Raw genomic sequence first — 25,191 nt, forward strand, 5'->3', positions numbered from 1 at the left:
TGCGTCCACTGTGCGGTTCTCGGGCTGCGACCGGTTCCGGGTCGGGTCTGATAGTGTTTCGGTGGTTTTGGCGAAGGGGAAACGCCCGGTTCCATTCCGAACCCGGTAGCTAAGCCCTTCAGCGCCGATGGTACTGCGCGGGGTACCGCGTGGGAGAGTAGGACGCCGCCGGACTTCTTTTGGTGGGGGCTGTTTCTGGCTTGGGCCGGGAGCAGCCCCTACCTGTATTGGGGGCACGTTTCCTGCAGCCGACGAGCCGTGTGACGAGCCATGCTCGTGCTGGTGCGGCTGGTGCGGCTGGTGCGGCCGAATGAGCACTGGTCATGCTCTGTCCCTGGTGCCCTACCTCACAGCATGCACTTGGACCTCACAGCCACATGCACTGGGCTGGGGCGGCTGCAGGCCCTCACGCTGCTGGTCGGGAGCCTTCACGGCAAGTGGTGCGGTGAGGGTTGAGGCGGGCTCCGGTGGCTCCAGTTTGATGGACGTCCTACTATCGGAGTGCCAACGAGAGGCGTTGGCGTCGAGGTTCCGTCCAGGGGAGCGAGCCGCATGAGCGCAGTCACCGTGGCGGGTCACGAGACCCCCACCCTGCACGTGCCCGTATGGCCGGTGCGAGTCGTCACCGCCGCGGCCCTGTTCGACGGGCACGACGCGGCGATCAACATCATGCGACGGATCCTGCAGGCGCAGGGCGTCGAGGTGATCCACCTGGGGCATGACCGGGGCGTGGACGAGGTCGTGAGTGCCGCCATCCAGGAGGACGCGCAGGCCATCGCGATCTCGTCCTACCAGGGCGGGCATGTCGAGTACTTCAGCTACCTGATCGAGCGACTCCGGGCCCGGGGTGCCGGGCACGTCCGGGTCTACGGCGGTGGCGGTGGCGTGATCGTCCCTGAGGAGATCGAGCTACTGCATTCCCGTGGCGTCGCGCGGATCTTCTCCCCTGAGGACGGGCAGCGGCTCGGGCTCGCACTCATGGTCAACAGCATTGTTCGCGAGAGCGACATCGACCTGGCCGTCGACGTCCCCTCGGTCGCGCAGGTGCGCGGTGGCGACGAGACGGTGCTCGCCAGGGCGATCACCGTCCTGGAGGCGGGGCGGGACGAGGCCTTCGCGGCCGGGCTGCGGGACGCGGCCGACCGTGGCCCCAAGGTCCCGGTGCTGGGCATCACGGGCACCGGCGGGTCCGGGAAGTCGTCCCTTACCGACGAGGTGCTGCGCCGCTTCCGGCTGGACCAGGGGGATGCGCTGCGGATCGCGGTCCTCGCGGTCGACCCGACCCGACGCCGTGGGGGCGGTGCGTTGCTCGGCGACCGGATCAGGATGAACGCACTGGCGGTGCTGCCGGACAACGGCGCTGGCGCAGTTGCGGATGCCGCACTGGCGTCCGGCGCCGATGGCGCCGATGGCGCCGAGGCCGTCGGCGCGTCCACGCCTGCGGCCGGACCGAGGGCGTTCTTCCGCTCGCTGGCCACCCGTAAGGCGGGGCGGGAGCTGCCAGAGCAGCTCGCCGACATCATCGCGGCCTGCAAGGTCGCCGGGTACGACCTGGTGATCGTGGAGACCCCCGGCATCGGCCAGGGGGACGCAGCCATCGTGCCCTTCTGCGACGTCTCGATGTACGTGATGACGCCCGAGTACGGTGCGGCCTCCCAGCTGGAGAAGATCGACATGCTCGACTTCGCCGACGTCGTCGCCGTGAACAAGTTCGAGCGCCGGGGCGCGGAGGACGCGCGGCGTGACGTCGCTCGTCAGATGGTCCGCAACCGGGAGGACTTCGGCGCCGCGTGGGAGGACATGCCGGTGTACGGCACCTCGGCGGCGCGTTTCAACGACGACGGCGTCACCGCGCTCTACCTGTTCCTGCGCGCGCTGCTGCACGATCACGGTCTGAAGCTCGACGCGGGCGTGCTGGCACCGGTCGACGGGCGGGTCTCCTCGGGTCTCACGACCGTCGTGCCTCCTGGTCGGGTGCGCTACCTGGCCGAGATCGCGGATGCGGTGCGCGGTTATCACGCGCACACTGAGGAGCAGGCCTCCGCCGCACGCCGTCGGCAGCATCTGACGACTGCCATCACCGAGCTCGATCGGTACGTCGGCTCCGCGGAGGCAGACGGAGATGGATCCGAGGGGTCCACGCGTTCGGTCGGCTCGGCGGACAGGCTGCGAGAGCTGCGGGACACCGCCGGCGCCGGGCTGGACCGCGAGACCCGCGAGCTGCTCGATTCCTGGCCGGCGCTGCTCGCCGAGCGCTCCGGGGACGAGATGGTCTACGTGGTGCGCGGCCAGGAGATCCGCACGCCGCTGCGGCGGGTCACACTCTCCGGGACGTCCGTGCCACGGGTCGCTGTTCCGGACATCGACGACGATGCGCGGCTGGTGCGTTTCCGCCGCCGGGAGAACCTGCCCGGGATGTTCCCTTTCACCGCGGGGGTCTTCCCCTTCAAACGGACCGGTGAGGCCCCGGCCCGGATGTTCGCCGGCGAAGGCGACCCGTTCCGGACGAACCGCCGCTTTCACCTGCTCTCCGCTGATTCTCCGGCGACCCGGCTCAGCACGGCGTTCGATTCGGTGACGCTGTACGGGCGGGATCCCGGCGCCCGGCCCGATGTCTACGGGAAGATCGGCACCTCCGGGGTGTCGGTGGCGACCCTCGACGACATGAAGGTCCTTTTCGCGGGCTTCGACCTGTGCGCGGCCACGACAAGTGTCTCGATGACGATCAACGGGCCGGCGCCGGCGATCCTCGCCATGTTCCTCAACACCGCGATCGACCAGCGGATCGAGGCCTTCCGGACGGAGCACGGCCGCGAGCCCTCGGCGGCCGAGGCGGCCGAGGCGGCGGCGTGGGCGCTGGCGAACGTGCGGGGCACGGTGCAGGCTGACATTCTCAAGGAGGATCAGGGCCAGAACACCTGCATCTTCTCCACCGAGTTCGCGCTGCGCTGCATGGCGGACATGCAGCAGTGGTTCATCGACAACCGGGTGCGGAACTTCTACTCGGTGTCTATCTCCGGCTATCACATCGCGGAAGCCGGCGCGAACCCGATCAGCCAGCTCGCGTTCACTCTCGCCAACGGATTCACCTACGTCGAGGCGTACCTGGCACGCGGCATGGCCATCGACGACTTCGCGCCGAACCTGTCGTTCTTCTTCTCCAACGGCATGGACGCCGAGTACAGCGTGATCGGCCGGGTCGCCCGGCGGATCTGGGCAGTGGCGATGCGCGAGCGTTACGGCGCCTCGGAACGCTCCCAGAAGCTCAAGTACCACGTGCAGACCTCGGGCCGCTCGCTGCACGCGAGGGAAATGAACTTCAACGACATCCGAACGACCTTGCAGGCGCTGTGCGCGATCTACGACAACTGCAACAGCCTGCACACCAACGCCTACGACGAGGCGGTGACGACGCCCACCGAGCAGTCGGTCCGGCGCGCGCTGGCAATCCAGATGATCATCGATCAGGAGTGGGGCCTCGCCGGGAACGAGAACCCGCTGCAGGGTTCCCATGTGATCGAGGAACTCACCGACCTGGTCGAGGAAGCCGTCCTCGTCGAGTTCGAGCGGATCTCGGAACGGGGCGGTGTTCTCGGCGCGATGGAAACCGGCTACCAGCGCGGTCGGATCCAGGACGAGTCGATGCTCTACGAGCGGCGTAAGCACGACGGTTCGCTGCCGATCGTCGGGGTCAACACATTCCTTGGGCCGGATGTCGACGAGAGCGATGCCGGACCGCTGGAGCTCGCCCGGGCCACGGAAGAGGAGAAGCAGTCCCAGCTGCGGCGCCTCGCGGACTTCAACAGCCGTAACGCGGACGCAGCCGCGCTGGCGCTCGACCGCCTGCGGAAGGTGGCCGCGGCCGGTGGCAACACATTCGAGGTGCTGATGGACGCGGCGCGGGTGTGCTCGCTGGGCCAGATCAGTGCGGCGTTCTTCGACGTCGGCGGTCAGTACCGACGCAACATCTGACGCGGGCGCACCGTCGCGGTGCCGGCAGGCCGTCTGTGCCACTGCCGGGTGGCCGGGTCCGGGGGCCCGGTCACACCGATCGTGTGCCGCGCCCCTGGGATGTCGCCGCAGCTGTTGTCCCGCTGGGCTGCCGCGGCGCAGCGTCCGTTGGCCGGGATCCGCGCGGGTGGGTCGGAATGGCATAGTGGATGGCGCCGTCTGTCCGACGACCCGCATTTGGAGAACCGCACCCGTGACGCAGCCGAAGCCTCTTCCGGCCGACCCGATCGCGGAGGCGCACCGGCAGTGGAAAGCACACGGATGGGGCGGCGTGGCGGATGGTATGGCCGCCGTCACATCGGTGATGCGTGCACAACAGATCCTGCTTGCCCGGGTTGACGAGGTGCTTCGCCCGCTCGATCTTACTTTCGCCCGGTACGAGCTCCTCATGCTGTTGTTGTTCAGCCGGAGGGGCTCGTTGCCGCTGAGTCGCATCGGAAGCCTGCTGCAGGTCCATCCGACCAGCGTCACCAGTGCGGTCGACCGTCTGGAGGCCCGTGGGCAGGTGCGCCGGCAGCCACATCCGACCGACCGGCGGGCCGTCCTCGCCGAGATCACGGACGAAGGTCGCGCGACCGCACTCGCCGCGACCACCCGCCTCAACGAGAGCGTCTTCGCCGACCCGGGCCTGCCCGAGAACGGGGTGACCGAACTGGTCGACCTGCTGACCGATCTGCGGAGCCGCGCCGGCGACTTCTGACCGTTCCCCGTTCCCCGTTCCCCGCGGCCCGCGCCGGCTCGGCCCGCGCCGGCTCGGCCCGGTCTTCGCGGACGCCGCCCGGGCCGGGCCGTGGTGTCCTTCGCGCCGTGCCGCGGCGCCGGCCGCAGCCTCCCGCGACGGGCACCCCGGCCACAGTGAGCAATGGGGCGGGGCCTGGTCCGGGTGGGCCCGCGAGTCCCGGTGGGTGATGCGGGCGACAGCTACCCTCTACAGACGTGACCTACCTCGACCACGCGGCGACCACGCCCATGCGCCCGGAGGCGGTCGAGGCGTTCACCGCCGCCCTGGCTGACGCGGGAAACGCCTCCTCGCTGCACGCCGGCGGCCGGCGCGCGCGCAGGACCGTCGAGGAGGCGCGGGAGTCCCTGGCCGAGGTGCTCGACGCGCGACCATCCGATGTGGTCTTCACCGGGGGCGGGACGGAGAGCGACAACCTCGCGGTGAAGGGCCTGTACTGGTCGCGTCGTGCCGCCGACCCGCGGCGGCGGCGGCTGCTGGTGAGCGCCGTCGAGCATCCCGCGGTGCTGGACACGGCGTCCTGGCTGGCCAGGCACCAGGGAGCCGTCCTGGAGCTGCTGCCGGTGGACGGGACGGGCCTGGTGACGCCGGAGGTGCTGCGCGCCTCGGTGGGCGACGACCCCGCCTCCGTCGCGATGATCTCGGTGATGTGGGCGAACAGTGAGGTGGGAACCATCCAGCCGGTCGCCGAGCTGGCCCGGGTCGCGCATGGCTGCGGCATCCCCTTCCACACCGATGCTGTGCAGGCGTTCGGGCAGGTCGAGACGTCCTTCGCCGCCAGCGGGGCAGACGCGCTGACGATCAGCGCCCACAAGATCGGCGGACCGGTGGGGGTGGGTGCGCTGTTGGTGCGGCGCGGTCTGGAACTGGAGCCCCTCGCGCACGGAGGCGGGCAGGAGCGCGACATCCGGTCCGGCACCCTCAACACCCCCGGTGTCGCCGCGTTCGCGGCGGCCGCGCGGGCCGCGCGGGCGGAACTGCCCGCGGAACAGGCCCGGCTCGCGGCACTGCGCGACGACCTCGTGCACAGGGTTCTGGCCGAGGTTCCCGGGGCGACCCTGAACGGCGCGCCGTCCGGGCCGGGCCGGTTGCCGGGCAACGCCCATCTGACCTTCCCGGGGTGCGAGGGGGACTCGCTGCTCATGCTGCTGGACGCGCACGGTGTGGAATGCTCGACGGGTTCCGCCTGTTCGGCGGGAATCGCGAGGCCCTCGCATGTGCTGTTGGCTATGGGGGCCGGCGAGGCGCACGCGCGCGGGTCGCTGCGCTTCTCGCTCGGGCACGGCTCGACGGCGCGGGATGTCGATGCGCTCGTCGCCGTGATCGGCCCGGTGGTGGAACGCGCCGCCCGGGCCGGTGAACTCGCCGGGCTCAGTTCCCGAGGCTGAGGTCCGCAGAGGGAGTGGGATCGTGGGCAGGATGAAGGTGCTCGCGGCCATGTCGGGCGGGGTCGACTCGGCGGTGGCCGCGGCGCGGGCTGTGGACGCCGGCCATGATGTGACGGGCGTCCACCTCGCGCTGGCCCGGACCCCGGCCTCCGACCGGGTCGGCTCCCGTGGGTGCTGCACGCTGGAGGACGCCCGCGACGCCCGCCGGGCCGCGGACGTGCTCGGCATCCCCTTCTACGTCTGGGATCTCGCCGACCGGTTCGAGTCCGAGGTCATCGATCAGTTCGTCGCCGACTACTCCGCCGGCCGCACCCCCAACCCGTGCGTGAGCTGCAACGAGCGCATCAAGTTCGCCGCTGTGCTGGACCGGGCGCTGGCGCTCGGCTTCGACGCGGTCGTCACCGGCCACCACGCCCGTCTCGACCCGGACGGGACGCTGCGCCGCTCGGTCGACCTGGCCAAGGACCAGTCCTACGTGCTCGGCACACTGCGCCCGGAGCAGCTGGCCGCGGCCAGCTTCCCGCTCGGGGACTCGACGAAGGAGCAGGTCCGCGCGGAGGCGGCGCGCCGTGGCCTGGGCGTTGCCGACAAGCCGGACAGCCATGACATCTGCTTCGTCGCCTCCGGCGACACCGGGGCGTGGCTGCGCGAGCGGCTGGGCCCGCGGCCGGGCCCGATCGTGGACGCGGGCACCGGCGAGACGCTCGGCGAGCACGACGGTGCCTACGCCTTCACGGTCGGGCAGCGCCGGGGCCTGCGGCTCGGCCGTCCCGCCCCGGACGGCCGCCCGCGGTACGTCCTCGAGCTGTCCCCGGTGACATCGACGGTGACCGTCGGGCCGGCGGAGGCACTGGATATGCGCAGCCTCGTCGCGGAGCGGATCGTGTGGCCCCACGAGGGCTCCGTGTCATGCACCGCGCAGGTCAGGGCCCATGGCGGTGTCGTCCCGGCGATGGTGACGGCCCGTGGGGACGAGCTCGACGCGCGGCTGGCCGAACCGGTGCGCGGCACTGCCGCGGGCCAGGCCGTGGTCTTCTACGACGGGGACCGGGTCCTCGGCGGCGGGCGTATCCGCTCCCTCGCCGGCTGACCAGCTCCCTCATCGGCTGACTCGTCGCCGGCTGACCCGTTCCCGGCTGACCCGTCGCACCGGTCCCCTGGCCTGGCGCGGGCCCGCGCGTTGCCGGCTCCGACCGCCGCACGGTGGTGCCGGTGCGGGCGTGGCTGGCCAGCTGTGATCCGCTGTGGTCCGCTGCCGGCGATCCGGGGCGGACGCAGGCGGAACGAAGGAGTCGATGTGGCGATGAACTGGTCTGCGGTGGAGCGGGAGCCCGAGCGGGTCCCGGCGGCGGATGGCGCCGGTCAGGACCGCGGCGATGGTGCGCCGGCCGCCCCGAAGGGGCTCCCGTGGGCGGCGGGGTGCGTTTCCGGTGTCGGCTCGCTGCCGGGCGTCGACCCGGTCGAGGCCGCACGGTATGTCCTCGGAGAGGTCCCGGAGCTGCCGTTCCTGCCGGAGCTGCCGGGCCGCGGCCTGGGGGCTGACATGATCGGCCGGAGCCTGGCCGTGCTGGTGGAGATGCCGGCCGACCACCAGCCCTCCGGCTGGCGGCTGGTGCCCCGCCCGGGGCTCGAGCTGCGCCGGGCCCGTGACTTCCTCGAGCACGACCTCGACGTGTTCACCGAGGCCGCCGCGGGCTACACCGGCCCACTCAAGGTCGCCTTCGCCGGCCCCTGGACGCTGGCGAGCTCGGTGGAGCTGCCGCGTGGCCACAAGGCGCTCTCCGACCAGGGGGCCGTCCGCGACATCGCCGAGGCCCTCGCGGAGGGGCTGGCACTCCTCCTCGCAGACCTCGGCCGCCGGATCCCGGGCGCGCGCCTGCTCGTCCAGATCGACGAGCCGTCCCTGCCGGCGGTGCTCTCCGGACGGATCCGCACCCCCAGCGGCTTCTCGGTGGTGCCCGCGGTCGAGGAGGGCCCGGCCACCGAGCGGCTCGCCGCAGTGCTCGGTGCCACCGAGGCGGTGGGATCCGTGGCCGTGGCCGGCGTGCACTGCTGCGCGCCGCAGGTGCCGCTCGACCTGCTGCGCCGCGCCGGCGCGCGGTTCGTCGGCCTGGACGCGACCCTGCTCACCCGGGCCGAGGACGACGCCGTGGGCGAGGCGGTCGACGCCGGCCTCGGCCTCATGTTCGGTCTGGTACCGACCTCGCGCGGCGCGAATCTGTCGGACCCTCGCCGTACGGTCACGGTGGCGGTGGACCTGTGGCGCCGGCTCGGCTTCGCACCGGACCGGCTCGGAGAGGTGGTGGCGGTGACACCAACGTGTGGCCTGGCCAATGCCAGTCTGGACGACGCGCGGTCTGTTCTGCGCCACTGCCGTCAGGCGGCGCGCGTCCTGGTGGAATCTCCGGAGTGAGAATGTCCGCCGCAGTGCCGCGGGAGCGAGCGCGGTGAGTGTTGAGGAGGTGGCTGCCGAGCCGATGAGTGCCAGTGTGAGCGATGCGGCGGAGGCCGACGGCGGAGCTGACCCGGATGACCGGGCGCGGGCCGCGGACCTGGCCCGGGAGCTGGAGGAGCACGCCCACCGCTACTACGTGCTCGATGCGCCCACCGTCTCCGACGCCGAGTACGACACCCTCATGCGCGAGCTCGAGGCGATCGAGCAGCGCCGTCCGGACCTGCGCACGCCCGACTCGCCGACGCAGAAGGTGGCGGGCTCCTACTCGACGCTGTTCACGCCGGTCGAGCATCTCGAGCGCCTGCTGTCGCTGGACAACGTGTTCACCGAGGAGGAGTTCCACGCCTGGGCGGCGCGCGCCGCGCGGGAGCAGCCGGTCACGGCGTGGCTGTGCGAGCTGAAGATCGACGGGCTCGCGGTCGACCTCGTCTACGACAACGGCGTGCTGGTGAGCGCGGCGACCCGCGGTGACGGGCGCACGGGGGAGGACATCACGCCGAACGTGCGCACGCTGCGCAGCGTGCCGGCCCGGCTGCGGGGGGCGGGCGTGCCGGAGCTGCTGGAGGTGCGTGGTGAGGTGTTCTTCCCGACCGCGCGCTTCACCGAGCTGAACGCGTCGCTGGTCGAGGCGGGGAAGGCGCCGTTCGCGAACCCGCGCAACGCCGCCGCGGGGTCGCTGCGGCAGAAGGATCCCAGGGTCACCGCGGGCCGCCCGCTGGACATGATCGTCCATGGGGTGGGCGCCCACCGGGGGTTCGAGGTGACCTCCCAGGCGGCGGCCTACGCGCGGCTCGCCGAGCTGGGCCTGCCGGTCTCGGCCCGCCACCGGGTGTTCGCGGGTGTCGACGAGGTGCTGGCGTTCATCCGCGAGTGGGGTGAGCACCGGCACGACGTCGAGCACGAGATCGACGGGGTGGTCATCAAGGTCGACGAGTTCGCCCAGCAGCGGCGGCTCGGCGCGACGTCGAAGGCGCCCCGCTGGGCGGTCGCGTTCAAGTACCCGCCGGAGGAGGTCACCACCCGGCTGCGGGACATCAAGGTGAACGTCGGCCGCACCGGCCGGGTCACCCCGTTCGGGGTGCTCGAGCCGGTCAGGGTGGCGGGCTCGACGGTGGCGATGGCCACCCTGCACAACATCGACGAGGTCGGGCGCAAGGGTGTGCTCATCGGCGACACCGTCGTGGTGCGCAAGGCGGGCGACGTCATCCCGGAGATCGTCAGCCCGGTCGTCGACCTGAGGGACGGCTCCGAGCGGGCGTTCGTCATGCCCACGCACTGCCCCGAGTGCGGCACCGAGCTGGGCCGCCCCGAGGGCGAGGTGGACATCCGGTGTCCCAACACGGTGTCGTGCCCCGCGCAGCTGCGGGAGTCCGTGTTCCATCTGGCGTCCCGCGGGGCGCTGGACATCGACGGGCTGGGCTACGAGACGGCGACGGTCCTGCTGGCCGAGGGCCGCATCCGCGACATCGGTGACGTCTTCCACCTGACGGCGGAGTCGTTCGACGGGCTGCGCGGCTTTGCCGACCGGAAGATCGAGCAGATCCTGCGCGGAGTCGACGCGGCACGGGACCGGCCGCTGTGGCGGCTGCTGGTCGGGTTGTCGATCCGGCATGTGGGGCCGACGGCCGCCCGCGCGCTGGCCCGCGAGCTGCGGTCCCTCGACGCGATCGCCGCGGCGCCGGCCGAGCGGCTCGCCGCTGTCGACGGGGTCGGACCGAAGATCGCCGACGCCGTCGTCGACTGGTTCACCGATCCCCGCCATCGTGATCTGGTCGCCCGGCTCGCTGCCGGCGGCGCCCGGCTCGCGGACGAGGGGGCGGGCGAGGGCCCCGGGCCGCTCGACGGCGTCACCCTGGTCATCACCGGCACGCTGGACGGGTGGAGCCGTGACACCGCCGCCGAGGCGGTGCAGGCCCGCGGCGGCAAGGTCACCGGGTCGGTCAGCAGGAAGACGACCTTCGTGGTGGCCGGTGCGGACCCCGGAACGGCGAAGTACGAGAAGGCACGCAGTCTGAAGATCCCGCTGCTGGACGAGATCGGATTCACCGCCCTCCTTGATGACGGAGTGGATGCGGCCAGGGTGCATGCCGTGCTCGAAGGGGATGAAGGGTAGCCTTCGGATCCTGGCAGCGAAAGGTTCATCACGGTGAGCAGTCATATGTACTGTCGCGTTCCGGTGCGCCGGCTGGGCGGCTCCGGCGTGCCCCTGCAACGCGTCGCCAGCTCGACTCGGGACGAACCAGGACGTTGTTGATGCGCGGCCGTGGGCTCCGGCTGGCTGGCGTGCCCGCTGCGTCGCCGAAACCGCCAGGACCGGCCCGGGCCCGGGTGCTCGGCACGGTCGGAGGCCTCACGGCGCTACTGGTCATCGGAGTGGGCCTCTGGCACGGCGGCTTCAGCGATCTGGGTGTCGCCTTCGTGCCCCTCGCCGGCCTCGCGCTGGTCGTCCGTCCGCAGACACAGCTGTCGCTCCTGTCCGGTGCGCCGGGGGCCGGCCGGGCGGGGCGCGGCGGCCCGGACCTGAGCGTGACCTTCCTGTTCGCGATCCTGCTCGGCTGGGGTGCTCCGGCGGCGCTCGCCGTCCACCTGGTCGTCGCCCTGCCGGTCCGGCGGCGGAGGGCCCCCGCCTGGCAGGTGATGGCACGGGTGGGGCAGCGTGCCCTCGGTCTCGCGGCGGCGGGGGCGGTGGTCGTCGCCTGCGGTGTCGACCACGATCTCGGCACCGCGGAGCTGCCCGCCGTGGCACTCGCCGCGCTGGTGCTCTTCGTCATCGAGGACCTGCCCTGCGCCGTGCCGGGTCCGGTATCCGGCCTGTCGTCCAGCTCGCAGCCGAGCCTGTCGGCAGGCCCGCGGCGGCCGGCCCGCCGTCGTCGGGTGGTACTCGTCGAGCTGCGTCGGCGGGTGGCGGCCGGGGCGGCAGTGCTTTCGCTCGCGCCGCTGATCGTGATCGCCGCCGATCGTGGCCCATGGCTCGCGCTGCTGCTGCTGCCCGCATTGCGGGTGGTGGGCCGGGTCGGCGAGGCCGTTCGGCAGAAGGAGTACGAGGCCCGCCACGACGGGCTCACCGGGCTGCCGAACCGGGCGGCGCTCGCCGAGCGTGCCGCGCTCGGCTTCGCCGCGGCCGAGCACAGCGGGACACGCGTCGGGCTGCTGCTCCTCGACCTCGACCGGTTCAAGGAGGTCAACGACCGGCTGGGACATGAGGTCGGGGACCGGCTGCTGGTCGTCGCGGCGGCCCGCCTGACAGCCGCGCTGCGGCCCGGGGACGTCGTCGCACGGCTCGGTGGGGACGAGTTCGCCGTGCTGCTCCCCGCCCTGCCGGCGGGCCCGGCGGGCCGGGCGGTCGCCGCCGAGGTGGCCGGCCGGGTCCGCGGGGTCGTGCGTGCCGGCTACGAGATCGACGGCCAGTCCTGCGAGATCGACGTGAGCGTCGGCGTGGCGCTGTACCCGGATGACGGCAGCGATCTGCCGGCGCTGTCGCGCTGCGCCGACGTCGCGATGTACGCGGCGAAGGAGCACCGGCTGGGCGTCCAGGCCTACGGGCCGCAGGACGCCCGCCGGGCACGGCTGCGCGCCCGCACGGCAGCCGAGCTCGGCTATGCCCTCGACCAGGGGCAGCTCGAGCTGCACTACCAGCCGCAGGCGGAGATCATCGACGGGCGGGTGCGGCGGGCCGAAGCGCTGCTGCGCTGGCGGCACCCCAGCCGTGGCCTGCTGCTGCCGGAGGTGTTCGTGCCGCTCGCCGAGTCCACCGGCCTGATGCGCCCGCTCACCTCGTGGGCGATCGACGCGGCGCTGGCACAGACATCCCACTGGCGCGCGGCCGGCATCCCGGTCGCCATCGCGGTGAACGTGTCCTCGCGTGATCTGGGGGATCCCCGGTTCGTGGGCTCCGTCGCGAGTGCACTGGCCGCCAGCGACCTCCCGGCGGACGCACTCACCTTCGAAGTGACGGAGAAGGCTCTCACCGCGGCCGGGGGAGACCCGGCCAGCGCCCTTCGTGACCTCACGGAGCTGGGCATCTCGGTGAGCCTGGACGACTTCGGTACCGGCCTGGTCTCGCTCGAGACCCTGCGGCGCCTGCCGATCGACGAGATCAAGATCGACCGGACGGTGATCCGCCGGATGGAGACCGCTGTACGTGACGCCGCCTTCGTCCGCGCCGTGGTCCGCCTCGCCTCCGACCTGGGGCTGCGGGTTGTCGCGGAGGGGGTCGAGACGTCCGCGGAGTGGCGTCGGCTCGCCGGGTTCGGTGCGCACGCGGCGCAGGGCTGGCATGTTGCGCCGGCGCTGCCTGCGACGCTGCTCACGCCCTGGCTCGCCGAGCCCGCCGACGGGTTGACCGGGCTTGGGCTCGGAGCGGCGGGCGGGCTCGGAGCGGCGGGCGGGCTCGGAGCGGCGGGCGGGAACGGGGTGGCGGGTGGGAACGGGGTGGCGGGTGGAAACGGAGCGGCGCCCGCGTCCGGCCTCGGGCCTGAGGCCGGACAGCTCGCCGGGCGATCGTCCGGGGAGGCCTGGGGCGAGCTCGCCTGCTGTGGGCAGCCTCGGCGTGACGACGTCCGGGCCGGCGCCGCCCGCCCGGACGGGCCCGGCGCCGCCGCCGTCACTCACTCGCGACCGCGCTGACCGTTGCCGGCGGCGCGGGCGAGGCTGGCGGCGATGCCGGCCAGGTGGGCCAGCCGGGCGATCTCGGAGGAGCGGAACGCCGGGCCGCCCGGCCGGCCGAGGAGCAGGGCGAGCCGCTCGTGGCCCACGGGCGCCGCGACGAGCTCCATGTTGACCGCCTCCCAGCGGGCGGGGAACTCGCCGTCGCCGGGCCCGACGCGCCGGGCTGCGGGCAGCGGCAGCCACGGCAGCGGAAAGCGGACCCGTTCCGGCACTCCCAGGTCGGCGCCGCCGAGGCTGGGGGCGCCGACCGAGGCTTCCCTGACCCGGGCGTCGCCGGGCGCCAGATGCTCCAGCAACAGCGCCCAGTCAGCGTGGAAGACCCCCGCGACCAGCTCGGTCAGCACCGCCGCGGCCTGGGCGGGGCGCTCGGTCAGCGCGTCGACGAGCTCCAGGTCGTCGCCGATCCCGGCGCCGTCGGCGAGGAAGGGCCGCAGTGCCTCGACGGTGACGCCCGGAACGGACTGGGCCGCGGTGTACACCCGGTCGGCCAGCCCGCCCGGGGGCAGCAGGACGATCATGTCGTCGACCGCGCCGGCGGGGGTGTGTTCGACCACCGAGAGACTCACGATGTCGATGCCTGCCGCGCCGAGCGCCGTCGCCACCGCGCCCAGCGCGCCAGGGTGATCGGGGAGGACGAGCCTGAGCAGGTACGACATGCGGCTGAGCATGCGCAAGGGGTGTGACACTGTCATGGCGATCATGTCACGGGCGGATGTCGGCCCAGGTCAAGGGGCTGCCGCGGAAAAGTCGGGTCTTCTCGTGTCCCGCCGCGCCCGCTTCGGGACGCGCCGCGTCCGGTTCGCGACGCCGACCCGTACGATGAAGGACGACGCCGACGCCGCGCACGCCGGTGCGCAGCCGGTCGTACAGGTCCGGCCGCGTCCGGCATGGCAGCGGCCGGGGCGGCGGTGACGGCTCGGCGCGCACGCTGCCGGCCGGGCCGGCCGCCACGTCCGTGCCCCGCACCGCGGGCGCGCGGCGACCGCGCGATGACCTAGCCGATGTCGGGCCTGTGCCCACCGCCCACGAGGGGTCCACCGGAATGGCGATCACCCGGGACGAGGTCGCGAACCTCGCCCGCCTGTCGCGGATGTCCCTGTCCGAGGCCGAGCTCGACGCGCTCGCACCCCAGCTCGAGGCGATCCTCGGTGCCGTGGCCCGGGTCTCCGAGGTGGCGGCGGCGGATATTCCGCCGACCTCGCACGCCGTACCGCTCACCAATGTCTTCCGCGCGGACGTGACCCGCCCGTCGCTGCCGGTCGCCGACGTTCTCGCCGGCGCGCCCGCCGCCGAGGAGGGTCGGTTCCGGGTGCCGCGCATCCTCGATCCGGAAGAGTGAAGGGCACCAGGCCGCAGATGACCGACGCTTCAGGCACCCCGACGTCCGCCGCGTCCGCGGGCCCCGCGTCCGGCCGGACGGACGACGTCGTCCGGCTGACCGCCGCCGCCACGGCGGCTGCGATCGCCGCCGGTGAGCTCTCCGCCGAGGAGGCCACCCGCGCCGCTCTTGACCGGATCGCCAAGGTCGACGACGCGGTGCACGCGTTCCTGCATGTCGACGCCGACGGCGCGCTCGCCGCCGCGCGCGCGGTGGACGCCCGCCGGGCGGGCGGGGAGAAGCTGGGCCCGCTCGCCGGCGTCCCGCTCGCGCTCAAGGACGTGTTCACCGCCCGTGGCATGCCGACGACCTGCGGCAGCCGCATCCTGGAGGGCTGGCGGCCGCCGTATGACGCGACTGTCGTCTCCCGGCTGCGCGCGGCGGATGTCATCGTCCTCGGCAAGGTGAACATGGACGAGTTCGCGATGGGCTCGTCCACCGAGAACTCCGCCTACGGCCCGACCCGCAACCCGTGGGATCTCACCCGCATCCCGGGCGGGAGCAGCGGTGGCAGCGCGGCGGCGGTCGCGGCCTTCGAGGCGCCGCTGTCCATCGGCACCGACACAGGTGGGTCGATCCGGCAGCCGGCGGCGGTCTGCGGCCTGGTCGGCGTGAAGCCGACCTACGGCGGCGTCAGCCGGTACGGCCTGGTCGCCTTCTCCAGCTCGCTGGACCAGGCGGGCCCGATCACCCGCACCGTGGGCGACGCCGCACTGCTGCACGCGGCGATCGCCGGGCACGACCCGAGGGACAGCACCAGCGTCGACCTGCCGGTGCCGCCCGTGGTGGAGGCGGCCGCCCGCCGCGACATCCGCGGCATGCGCATCGGCGTGGTCCGCGAGCTGTCCGGCGAGGGCTACGACGCCGGTGTGCAGGCGGCGTTCACCGCTGCCGTCGAGGAGCTGGCGGGGCTCGGCGCCGAGGTCGTCGAGGTGAGCTGCCCGCACTTCACCTACGGGCTGGCGGCGTACTACCTGATCGCGCCGAGCGAGTGCTCGTCCAACCTGGCCCGTTTCGACGCGATGCGCTTCGGCCTGCGGGCCGGCGACGACGGCCGCGCCGGCGCCGAGGAGGTCATGAGCCGCACCCGTGACCTCGGCTTCGGCGCCGAGGTGAAGCGGCGGGTGATGCTCGGCACCTACGCGCTGTCCTCGGGCTACTACGACGCCTACTACGGGCAGGCGCAGAAGGTGCGGACGCTGATCAGCCGGGACTTCGCCGCCGCCTACGAGCAGGCGGACGTGCTGGTCTCGCCGACCACGCCGACGCCGGCCTTCCCGCTCGGTGACCGGGTCGACGACCCGGTCGCGATGTACCTGTCGGACCTGTGCACGATCCCGTCGAACCTCGCCGGCGGGCCGGCGATGAGCCTGCCGGCCGGGCTGGCGGGCGGGCTGCCGGTCGGCATCCAGATCATGGCGCCCGCCTTCGCGGACGACCGCCTCTACCTGGTCGGCGGCGCGCTGGAGGCGGCTCTGGACGCCCGGCGCGGGCACCCGCTGCTCGACGAGGCACCCGCGCTCTAGCACGCCACCCGCCGAACGAGCGGGCGAGATGCCGCGGGCCTGCGAGCGGGAACTGTGAGCGGGAACTGTGAGCGGGAACGACGAGGAGGACGAGGAGGACATGGTCGAGCTGCGCAGCGGTCGTCAGGACCGCGCACTTCTGCTGGTCGTGTGGGGGCTCACGCTCGTGGTGCTCGTCCTCGGCGCGCTGACGCTGAGCCCGATCCTGCTGGTCTGGGGGATCATCGGGCTGCCGGCCGCGGTCGCGCTGGGCTACGTCCACCTCCGCGACACCCGCCGGGCCGCGGCGCGGACCACCCAGGGCGCCGCCGAGGCGGGCACCACGCCGGGCATGACGGCGCCCGCGGCGGCGACGTCCGGCGACGAAACCGTGCGCGCCGCCCGGCCGGACGGCGGGGCGGAACCCGGCGCACTCGACGACGGCATCGAAGAGGAGTCATCCCGGTGAGCACAGCGGCTCCCGTCATCGCCACCCCGTCCTACGAGGACGCCCTGGCCCGCTACGAGGCGGTGATCGGGCTGGAGACACACGTCGAGCTCGGCACCGTGTCCAAGATGTTCTGCGGGTGCGCCACGGCCTTCGGGGCGGCCCCGAACACCCAGGTGTGCCCGGTCTGCCTGGGCCTGCCCGGTGCGCTGCCGGTGGTGAACGAGGCCGCGGTGCGGTTCGCGACGCTCATCGGGCTGGCGCTGAACTGCACGGTCGCGTCCTGGTGCCGGTTCGCCAGGAAGAACTACTTCTACCCGGACATGCCGAAGAACTTCCAGATCAGCCAGTACGACGAGCCGCTGTGCGAGAACGGCTGGCTGGACGTCGAGGTCGAGGGCGAGATCCACCGGGTCGGGATCACGCGGGTCCACCTGGAGGAGGACACCGGCAAGTCGCTGCACGTCGGCGGGGCGACCGGGCGCATCCACGGGGCGACCCACTCGCTGGTCGACTACAACCGGGCCGGCATCCCGCTGGTCGAAATCGTCACCGAGCCGGACGTCCGTTCCCCGGAGGTCGCCCGCGCCTACGTCGACGAGCTGCGTGAGCTGTGCCGGTCGCTGGCCGTCTCCGACGTCCGGATGGACCAGGGCTCGCTGCGCTGCGACGCGAACGTCTCGCTGCGCCTGCGGCCGGCGAAGGGCGAGCCGGACGCGCCGTTCGGCACCCGGTCGGAGACGAAGAACCTGAACTCGCTGCGTTCGGTCGAGCGGGCCGTGCGGTTCGAGGTCGTCCGGCAGGCGGCGCTGCTGGACGCGGGCGAGCGCGTCATCCAGGAGACCCGGCACTTCGACGAGGCGTCCGGGCGCACCTCCTCCGGTCGTTCGAAGGAGGAGGCGACCGACTACCGGTACTTCCCGGAGCCGGACCTCACGCCGATCGCGCTGACGTCGGAGTACATCGAGGCACTGCGTGCCGTCCTGCCGGAGCTGCCGGCGCAGCGGCGGGCCCGCCTCATCGCGGAGCACGGCTACTCCGTGCGGGAACTGCAGGAGATGCGCAACGCCGGGGTCCTCGACCTGGTCGAGGCGACGGTCGCCGCCGGCGCCAGCCCGGCCGGGGCGCGCAAGTGGTGGCTCAACGAGCTGGCCCGCCGAGCGGCGGACGCCGGGGTGGAGCCGCGTGAGCTGGCGATCAGCCCGGCCCAGGTGGCCCGGATCTGCGAGCTCGTGGCCGCCGGGCAGCTCACCGACGCCCTCGGGCGCAAGGTCGTCGACGGCGTGCTCGCCGGGGACGGCTCACCCGACGAGGTGGTCGCGGCCCGCGGGCTGGCCGTGGTCTCCGACGACTCGGCACTGCGGGACGCGGTCGACGCCGCGATCGCCGGCGCGCCGGACATCGCGGAGAAGGTCCGGGGCGGCAAGCTGAACGCAGTCGGCCCACTGGTCGGCACGGTCATGAAGACGATGCGTGGCCAGGCCGACGCCGCGGCCGTCCGCCGGCTCCTGCTGGAACGGCTCGGCGTGTCCTGACCGCTCACGGGCGACCGCGGACGGGATGTGTGTCACATCACCGTGGTCGCCCAGGGCGGAGGCCCGGTGCGGCGCGATGTGCGACGATCGTTTCTGATGCCTGGGACCACGCGGGGGCGACTGCTCGCCACCAGCGACATTCATGTCCGCCATCCGGAGAACCGGGCGGTGGTCGAGGCGATGCGGCCGAGCCACGACGACGACTGGCTGCTCGTCGTCGGTGACGTCGGGGAGCTGCTCGACGACGTCGAATGGGCGCTGCGCCTGCTCGCCGGCCGCTTCGCGCAGGTCGTGTGGGTTCCCGGCAACCACGAGCTGTGGACCCTCAGCCGCGACACGGCCGACCTGCGCGGCGAGGCCCGGTACCGTCACCTCGTCGAGCTGTGCCGGGGCCTGGGCGTACTCACGCCGGAGGACCCGTACCCGGTCTGGACGGGGCAGGGCGGTCCGGCGCGGATCGTGCCGATGTTCCTGCTCTACGACTACACGTTCCGCCCGGACGGCACGTCCACCAAGGAGGAGGCGCTCGCCGCCGCCTACGCCGCCGGAGTCGTCTGCTCGGACGAGTCGGTGCTCCACCCTGATCCCTACCCGTCCCGGGACGCCTGGTGCCGGGCCCGCGTCGCCCTCACCCAGGCCCGCCTGGACGAGTGTCCGCGCGACGTCCCGCTCGTGCTGGTGAACCACTTCCCGCTGGTCCGTGAGCCGACCCGGATCCTGCGCTATCCGGTGTTCGCGCAGTGGTGCGGCACCGAGCTGACAGCGGACTGGCACACCCGCTACAACGTCGCCGCGGTGGTCTACGGCCACCTGCACATCCCGCGGACGACCGTCCACGACGGCGTCCGGTTCGAGGAGGTCTCGGTCGGCTACCCGCGGGAGTGGCGCTCGTGGCGGACCAGGCGGCCCGTCCTGCGCCAGATCCTGCCCGCGCCGACCGGCGAGCCCGTTCCGCCGTGGGGCGCCCCGCACGACGAGTCGGAGCACGCGGCGCTGCAGGTTCCGCCTGGCGCGCCCGGCGGCCCCGTTCCCGCTGCCCCGGCGGTCCGCACGTCGCAGCCGCAGCGGCCCTACCGGCAGGGTGCGGTTTAGCCCGAAGGTCCGCACCTCATCTGTGGTCCTCTGTGTTGCCACCATTGGTGCATCCGTGTGTCGACTTGCCGACGGGGCACGGCGCGTCGGATGCGGAGCCGGGTGACCCTTCGTAGGGTGAGCTCGGGCCGTATGGCTCTGCAGACGATTCCGTCGAGGTGGGGGGAGGCGAAGCGTCGTGCCTCTCACACCCACAGGGTTCAGCCCGTCCCGGTCACGTCGTCGGGGGCGGGGGCGGGGCCGGCAGGGCCTGCTGGCCGCTGCCCTCGTCGTGGTCCTGCTGGCAGTCGGCGGTGGGGTCTTCTACTGGCTGAAGTCCCGGTCCGACGCCCGGGAGGCGGACCGGTCGGTGGCCGCGGTCGCCGCGGCCTACCTGGACGGGTGGAAGGCGGTGACGACCTCGCCGTCCGCCGAGGAGGCCGCCGACGCGTCGTCCGGAGGGTCGTCCGGCGCTGCCGGGTCCGGCAGTGCCGGCGGTTCCGAGGCGGGTGCCACCTCCGGTGACGGCGCCGCCGGGGAGCAGAGCGGCCCGCGGCCGGCCGCCAGCGAGGCCCGCGACCGCGCGAGCGCCGCGGTCCGCGCGGTCAGCGTGGACGGCGACATCCCGGTCGCGACGCTCGTCGGGCTGATGGCTGACGTCCACGATCGGCTCGACGTGACCGGAGCCGAGCTCACGGCGGGTGAGGTGGCCCGCTCGGGGGCGAGTGCGACGGTGCCCTACACCGCCAGCCTGACGCTCGCCGGCTTCTCCGAGCCGCTGGCCTATGCGGGTGAGCTGGGTCTGGTCCAGACGGGCGGGGACTGGAAGGTGCAGGCCCGGCCGTCGTCCGTCCACCCGGCACTGCGGCCCGGGCTGCGCCTGGACCGTGCCGAGTCCACCGGCCAGCGCGGCACGCTGGTCGACGTGGACGGGCGTCCGATGGACACCAACCCCGAGCTCGCCGGGAACCTCATCGGCCGGGTCGATCCGGCGTCCGGCCTGCAGCGGGTCTACGACGCGCGGCTGCGACCCCAGGGCGGCGCGATCGTGGTCCGCACCGAGGCCGACGAGACCGTCGAGACGCTCAAGTCGTATCCGAGCAGTGACGGCGAGGCGATCCGCACCACGATCGACCTGGACGTCCAGCGGGCGGGGGAGACGGCGATGGCCACCGCGTCCCGCCCGAACGGGGCGCTCGTCGCCATCGACACCCGCACCGGCGGCGTGCTCGCGGCGGTGAACCACCCGCTCAACGGCTACGGGCGCGCGGTGCGCGGCTCCTACCCGCCCGGCAGCACCTTCAAGATCGTGACGGCGACGGCCGCGCTGATGACCGGCCGGCCGGCGGACAGCACCATCGACTGCACCCAGACCGTGGGCGTCGGCGGCCGGGAGTTCCAGAACGCCGAGGACGAACAGCTCGGACTGATCCCGTTCCGGACCGTCTTCGCGAAGAGCTGTAACACCGCCTTCATCCGGCTCGAGCAGTCGCTGCCCGACGGGGCCCTGGAGCAGGCCGCGAAGCTGTACGGCTTCGACGGTGTCGAGCCGCTGCCCATCGCCAGCGTCGGCGGATCGTTCCCGGCGCCGCGCGACGAGGTCGAGTCGGCCTCCGCGTCGATCGGGCAGGGCCGGGTCGCCGCGTCACCGCTGCAGATGGCCAGCGTCGTCGCCGCCGTGGCCAGCGGGACCTGGCACCAGCCGTTCGTCGTCGGCGAGTCGCCACGGAGCAACCCGCTTCCGGAGCAGGCGCTGGGTCCGCTGCGTGACTTCATGCGCGCGGTCGTCACCGAGGGCACCGCCGCGAGCGTGCCGATGCCGGGGGAGGTCCACGGCAAGACCGGCACGGCCGAGTACGCGGACGGCGACCCGCCGCCCACCCACGGCTGGTTCGTCGGCTACCGGGGGGACGTCGCGGTGGCGGTCGTCATCGAGGACGGCGGCTTCGGCGCCGAGTCGGCGGCACCCGTGGTGGCGTCGTTCTTCACCGCGCTCGACGGCGGCCAGGTCGCCGGCCCGCCGCCGCCGGCCGGCTGACGTGCGCGCGGCCGCGGCCGGTTTCCATCGGCCGCGGCCGATCGCTTGACGCGATGGCCGATGTCAGGGATGGTTGAGCGCGTGCTTACCGGCATCCTCGTACGTTCGGAGCGCGTGTAGTCGGACCAGATCGGTCTCCGACCACCCGCGCCGCCCCTCAGTGCCCACGGCACGAGGGGCTTTTTCGTGTCCGGCCCCGGCCCCGGCCGGTCCGACCCAGTCAGCCCGCACACGACCGCCGTCCGCCCGCGTACCGCCGTGTGAGCGACGTCCCGTCCGCACATTGCCGGCCCCGTCAAGGAAGACGACCAGATGACCAGTGAGACCAGACAGATCACCGGAGCCCAGTCGCTCGTCCATTCCCTGGAAGCGGTTGGTGCCGACGTGGTCTTCGGCATCCCGGGCGGGGCGATCCTGCCCGCGTACGACCCGCTGTTCGACTCCACCCGGGTCCGGCACGTGCTCGTCCGCCACGAGCAGGGCGCCGGGCATGCCGCCGAGGGGTACGCGCAGGCCACGGGGCGGGTCGGGGTCTGCATGGCGACGTCCGGCCCGGGCGCGACGAACCTGGTGACGCCGATCGCGGACGCCTACATGGACTCGGTGCCGATGGTGGCGATCACCGGCCAGGTGCCGAGCGCGGCGATCGGTACCGACGCCTTCCAGGAAGCCGACATCTGCGGCATCACGCTGCCGATCACCAAGCACAACTTCCTGGTCCACTCGGCGGACGACATCCCGCGCACGATCGCCGAGGCCTTCCACATCGCCGCGACCGGGCGCCCCGGTCCGGTGCTCGTCGACCTGCCGAAGGACATCCTGCAGGGCCTCACCTCGGTGCTGCCGCACGAGGTGTGGCCGCCGACCCTCGACCTGCCGGGGTACCGCCCGGTGACCCGTCCGCACGCCAAGCAGGTCCGCGAGGCGGCGAAGATGATCAGCGCCGCGCGCCGCCCGGTGCTGTACGTCGGCGGCGGAGTGCTCAAGGCACGCGCGGCGGCCGAGCTGCGGGTCCTCGCCGAGCTGACGGGCATCCCCGTGGTCACCACGCTGATGGCCCGTGGCGCGTTCCCGGACTCGCACCGCCAGCACCTGGGCATGCCCGGCATGCACGGGTCGGTCGCCGCCGTCACCGCGATGCAGAAGGCCGACCTGCTGATCACGCTGGGGGCCCGCTTCGACGACCGGGTCACCGGGCGGCTGGCGTCCTTCGCGCCGGGGGCGGCCATCATCCACGCCGACATCGACCCGGCGGAGATCGGCAAGAACCGGGTGGCGGACGTGCCGATCGTCGGCGACTGCCGGGAGGTGATCGCCGACCTGACCGTCGCGCTGCAGGCCGAGCCCCGCGCCGACCTCGAGGCCTGGTGGCACACACTGGACCGCTGGCGGGACACCTACCCGGTGGGCTACGACACCCCGCCGGACGGCGCGGTCGCGCCGCAGCAGGTCATCCAGCGGATCGGGCAGATCGCCGGCCCGGAGACGATCTTCGCGGCCGGAGTCGGGCAGCACCAGATGTGGGCCGCCCAGTTCATCTCCTACGAGCACCCGTACACCTGGCTCAACTCCGGTGGCGCCGGGACGATGGGGTACGCGGTGCCGGCGGCGATGGGAGCCAAGGTCGGCCGGCCGGAGGCGACCGTGTGGGCGATCGACGGCGACGGGTGCTTCCAGATGACCAACCAGGAGCTCGCGACCTGCGCGCTCGAGGGAATCCCGATCAAGGTCGCGGTCATCAACAACGGGTCGCTGGGCATGGTGCGCCAGTGGCAGACGCTGTTCTACGACAAGCGGTACTCCAACACCGACCTCGGCACCCATCCCGCCTCGGCGCGCACCGGGGTGACCCGGGTGCCCGACTTCGTGCGCCTGGCCGAGGCGCTCGGCTGCGTCGGCCTGCGCTGCGAGTCCCCCGAGGACATCGACGCCACGATCGAGAAGGCGATGAGCATCAACGACGCGCCGGTCGTGGTCGACTTCGTGGTCCACCCGGATGCGATGGTGTGGCCGATGGTCGCCGCCGGTTCCAGTAACGACGACATCCAGGTGGCCCGCGACATGGCCCCCGACTTCGACTACTCCGGCGACGCGGAGGTCAACCTGTGACCCGGCACACCCTCTCCGTCCTCGTCGAGAACAAGCCCGGTGTCCTGGCCCGGGTCTCCGGCCTGTTCTCGCGGCGCGGATTCAACATCGAGTCGCTGGCCGTCGGCCCGACCGAGAACCCGGACGTCTCCCGGATGACGATCGTCGTCGCGGTGGAGGACCTGCCGCTGGAGCAGGTGACCAAACAGCTCAACAAGCTCGTCAACGTTCTCAAGATCGTCGAGATGGACTCCGGCGTCTCCGTGCAGCGCGAGCTCCTGCTCGTCAAGGTTCGGGCCGACCTCGCGGTCCGCTCCCAGGTGCTGGAGACCGTCCAGCTCTTCCGCGCCAAGGTCGTGGACGTCGCGCCGGACGCGGTGACGATCGAGGCGACCGGTACCCGTGACAAGCTGGACGCGCTCATCCGCATGCTCGAGCCCTTCGGGATCCGCGAGATGGTCCAGTCCGGCATGGTCGCGCTCGGCCGCGGTTCGCGGTCGATCACCGACCGCAGCCTGCGCGCCGTCGAGCGCTCGGCCTGACGTACACCCCTTTCCCACCAGGAATTCCCACTAGGAGATTCACCACCGATGGTCGAGATCTACTACGACGACGACGCGAACCTCGAGATTCTGGCCGACCGCAAGGTCGCCGTGATCGGCTTCGGCAGCCAGGGGCACGCGCACGCGCTGAACCTGCGCGACAGCGGGGTCGACGTCCGGGTCGGCCTGCCCGAGACGAGCACCAGCCGGGCCAAGGCGCAGGAGCAGGGTCTGCGGGTGGTGACCCCGGCGGAGGCCTCCGCCGAGGCCGACATCATCATGATCCTCACGCCGGACACCACGCACCGCAAGATCTACGCCGAGTCGATCGCGCCGCACCTGAGCGAGGGCAAGGCACTCGCGTTCGGGCACGGCTTCAACATCCGCTACGGCCTGATCGAGCCACCGGCCGGCGTGGACGTCTTCATGGTCGCCCCGAAGGGCCCCGGCCACCTGGTGCGCCGGGTGTTCGAGGAGGGCAAGGGCGTGCCGGTGCTCGTCGCCGTCGAGGCCGACGCCTCCGGGAAGGCGCTCGACATCGCGCTCGCCTATGCCAAGGGCATCGGCGGCACCCGCGCCGGCGCGCTGCGCACCACCTTCACCGAGGAGACCGAGACCGACCTGTTCGGCGAGCAGGCGGTGCTGTGCGGCGGCGCCAGCGCGCTGGTGCAGGCCGGCTTCGAGACGCTGGTCGAGGCCGGGTACACCCCGGAGGTCGCCTACTTCGAGTGCCTGCACGAGCTCAAGCTCATCGTCGACCTCATGTACGAGGGCGGCATCAGCCAGATGCGCTACTCGATCTCCGACACCGCCGAGTACGGCGACGTCACCCGCGGGCCGCGCGTGATCACGCCCGCGGTCAAGGCCGAGATGCGCAAGATCCTCGACGAGATCCAGGACGGGACCTTCGCCCGTGAGTGGGTCGCGGAGGACGACGCGGGTCGCGCGACCTTCACCAAGCTGGTCGAGGAGGGCAAGCAGCACCCGATCGAGCAGGTCGGCGGCAAGCTTCGTCCGATGATGTCCTGGATCGCCAAGGACTGAGCCGGGTGGGCCGGGTGGGGCGGGGGCCGGTGCACGGGTGCGCCCCACCCGGCTCCGCTGTCCTGACCGGCCCCGCTGTCCTGACCGGCCCCGTTGCCCCGACCGCCCCCGCCTGCCTGACCGGCTCGCTGCCCAGGTGAGAGCGGGCACACCGCGGCGGGCGCCCGATCGTGCCGGGCTGCGTCGGTAGGCTGTAGCCGCACCGTACGCCCACCTGATTCGACATCACCCACCTGATTCGACGCCCACCTGATTCGACACCGTCGTCGTCCGCCCGGGCT

General features: G+C 72.7%; 17 protein-coding genes and 1 rRNA gene. 17 read left to right on the forward strand and 1 reads right to left on the reverse strand.

Annotated features, from left to right (window positions below; all coding sequences use genetic code 11):
• Window positions 1-57 precede the first annotated feature (57 nt).
• The 8 genes from rrf (at window position 58) to B207_RS0130735 (ending at window position 13,219) form a co-directional block, all read left to right on the forward strand.
• A 5S ribosomal RNA gene (gene rrf / locus B207_RS0130700) occupies window positions 58-174 on the forward strand.
• Between the two features lie 378 nt (window positions 175-552).
• The gene (locus B207_RS0130705) at window positions 553-3,972 is read left to right on the forward strand and encodes a methylmalonyl-CoA mutase family protein (RefSeq protein ID WP_018640525.1); all 3,420 of its coding nucleotides are present in this window, start codon (window positions 553-555) and stop codon (window positions 3,970-3,972) included.
• A gap of 232 nt (window positions 3,973-4,204) precedes the next feature.
• Complete coding sequence (locus tag B207_RS0130710) at window positions 4,205-4,711, forward strand: MarR family winged helix-turn-helix transcriptional regulator (RefSeq protein ID WP_018640526.1); 507 nt, start codon at window positions 4,205-4,207, stop codon at window positions 4,709-4,711.
• Window positions 4,712-4,947: 236 nt separating this feature from the next.
• On the forward strand, window positions 4,948-6,138 hold the full coding sequence (locus B207_RS0130715) for a cysteine desulfurase family protein (protein ID WP_018640527.1): 1,191 nt from the start codon (window positions 4,948-4,950) through the stop codon (window positions 6,136-6,138).
• Between the two features lie 31 nt (window positions 6,139-6,169).
• Window positions 6,170-7,228, forward strand: coding sequence for a tRNA 2-thiouridine(34) synthase MnmA (gene mnmA / locus B207_RS0130720; RefSeq protein WP_018640528.1), 1,059 nt, complete (start codon window positions 6,170-6,172; stop codon window positions 7,226-7,228).
• 213 nt (window positions 7,229-7,441) lie between these two features.
• Entirely contained in the window at window positions 7,442-8,551 is a 1,110-nt protein-coding gene (locus tag B207_RS0130725; RefSeq protein WP_035743205.1) for a methionine synthase, read from the forward strand.
• 64 nt (window positions 8,552-8,615) lie between these two features.
• Window positions 8,616-10,706, forward strand: a complete 2,091-nt coding sequence (gene ligA / locus B207_RS0130730; RefSeq protein ID WP_018640530.1) for an NAD-dependent DNA ligase LigA — start codon at window positions 8,616-8,618, stop codon at window positions 10,704-10,706.
• Between the two features lie 170 nt (window positions 10,707-10,876).
• Entirely contained in the window at window positions 10,877-13,219 is a 2,343-nt protein-coding gene (locus B207_RS0130735) for a putative bifunctional diguanylate cyclase/phosphodiesterase (RefSeq protein WP_230205334.1), read from the forward strand.
• Here B207_RS0130735 and B207_RS0130740 read toward each other — a convergent pair.
• Window positions 13,201-13,929, reverse strand: coding sequence for an ACT domain-containing protein (locus B207_RS0130740; protein WP_018640532.1), 729 nt, complete (start codon window positions 13,927-13,929; stop codon window positions 13,201-13,203). The genes B207_RS0130735 and B207_RS0130740 overlap by 19 nt on opposite strands.
• Before the next feature lie 374 nt (window positions 13,930-14,303).
• Between B207_RS0130740 and gatC the strand changes: the two genes are divergently transcribed.
• The 9 genes from gatC to ilvC all read left to right on the forward strand — a co-directional run bounded on the left by gatC (window position 14,304) and on the right by ilvC (window position 24,910).
• On the forward strand, window positions 14,304-14,600 hold the full coding sequence (gatC, locus tag B207_RS0130750; protein WP_026311616.1) for an Asp-tRNA(Asn)/Glu-tRNA(Gln) amidotransferase subunit GatC: 297 nt from the start codon (window positions 14,304-14,306) through the stop codon (window positions 14,598-14,600).
• Window positions 14,601-14,617: 17 nt separating this feature from the next.
• A complete protein-coding gene (gene gatA / locus B207_RS0130755; protein WP_026311617.1) occupies window positions 14,618-16,165 on the forward strand; it encodes an Asp-tRNA(Asn)/Glu-tRNA(Gln) amidotransferase subunit GatA in 1,548 nt (515 codons plus the stop codon).
• 67 nt (window positions 16,166-16,232) lie between these two features.
• Window positions 16,233-16,613: a hypothetical protein gene (locus tag B207_RS0130760; protein ID WP_018640535.1), complete on the forward strand. Its 381-nt coding sequence runs from the start codon at window positions 16,233-16,235 to the stop codon at window positions 16,611-16,613.
• Window positions 16,610-18,127: an Asp-tRNA(Asn)/Glu-tRNA(Gln) amidotransferase subunit GatB gene (gatB, locus tag B207_RS0130765; protein WP_018640536.1), complete on the forward strand. Its 1,518-nt coding sequence runs from the start codon at window positions 16,610-16,612 to the stop codon at window positions 18,125-18,127. Before B207_RS0130760 ends, gatB begins: the two co-directional genes overlap by 4 nt.
• A gap of 96 nt (window positions 18,128-18,223) precedes the next feature.
• Entirely contained in the window at window positions 18,224-19,219 is a 996-nt protein-coding gene (locus B207_RS0130770; protein ID WP_018640537.1) for a metallophosphoesterase family protein, read from the forward strand.
• 178 nt (window positions 19,220-19,397) lie between these two features.
• The gene (locus B207_RS0130775) at window positions 19,398-21,236 is read left to right on the forward strand and encodes a penicillin-binding transpeptidase domain-containing protein (protein WP_026311619.1); all 1,839 of its coding nucleotides are present in this window, start codon (window positions 19,398-19,400) and stop codon (window positions 21,234-21,236) included.
• 312 nt (window positions 21,237-21,548) lie between these two features.
• Window positions 21,549-23,345 (forward strand): acetolactate synthase large subunit, encoded by a 1,797-nt coding sequence (locus B207_RS0130780; RefSeq protein WP_018640539.1) that lies wholly within the window; start codon window positions 21,549-21,551, stop codon window positions 23,343-23,345.
• Window positions 23,342-23,866, forward strand: a complete 525-nt coding sequence (ilvN, locus tag B207_RS0130785; protein WP_018640540.1) for an acetolactate synthase small subunit — start codon at window positions 23,342-23,344, stop codon at window positions 23,864-23,866. The genes B207_RS0130780 and ilvN overlap by 4 nt, the downstream gene beginning before the upstream one ends.
• Window positions 23,867-23,914: 48 nt before the next feature.
• Window positions 23,915-24,910 (forward strand): ketol-acid reductoisomerase, encoded by a 996-nt coding sequence (gene ilvC, locus B207_RS0130790; protein ID WP_018640541.1) that lies wholly within the window; start codon window positions 23,915-23,917, stop codon window positions 24,908-24,910.
• The last annotated feature ends 281 nt before the right edge of the window (window positions 24,911-25,191 follow it).

Source organism: Parafrankia elaeagni (assembly GCF_000374165.1).
In the GTDB taxonomy this organism is placed as follows: domain Bacteria; phylum Actinomycetota; class Actinomycetes; order Frankiales; family Frankiaceae; genus Parafrankia; species Parafrankia elaeagni.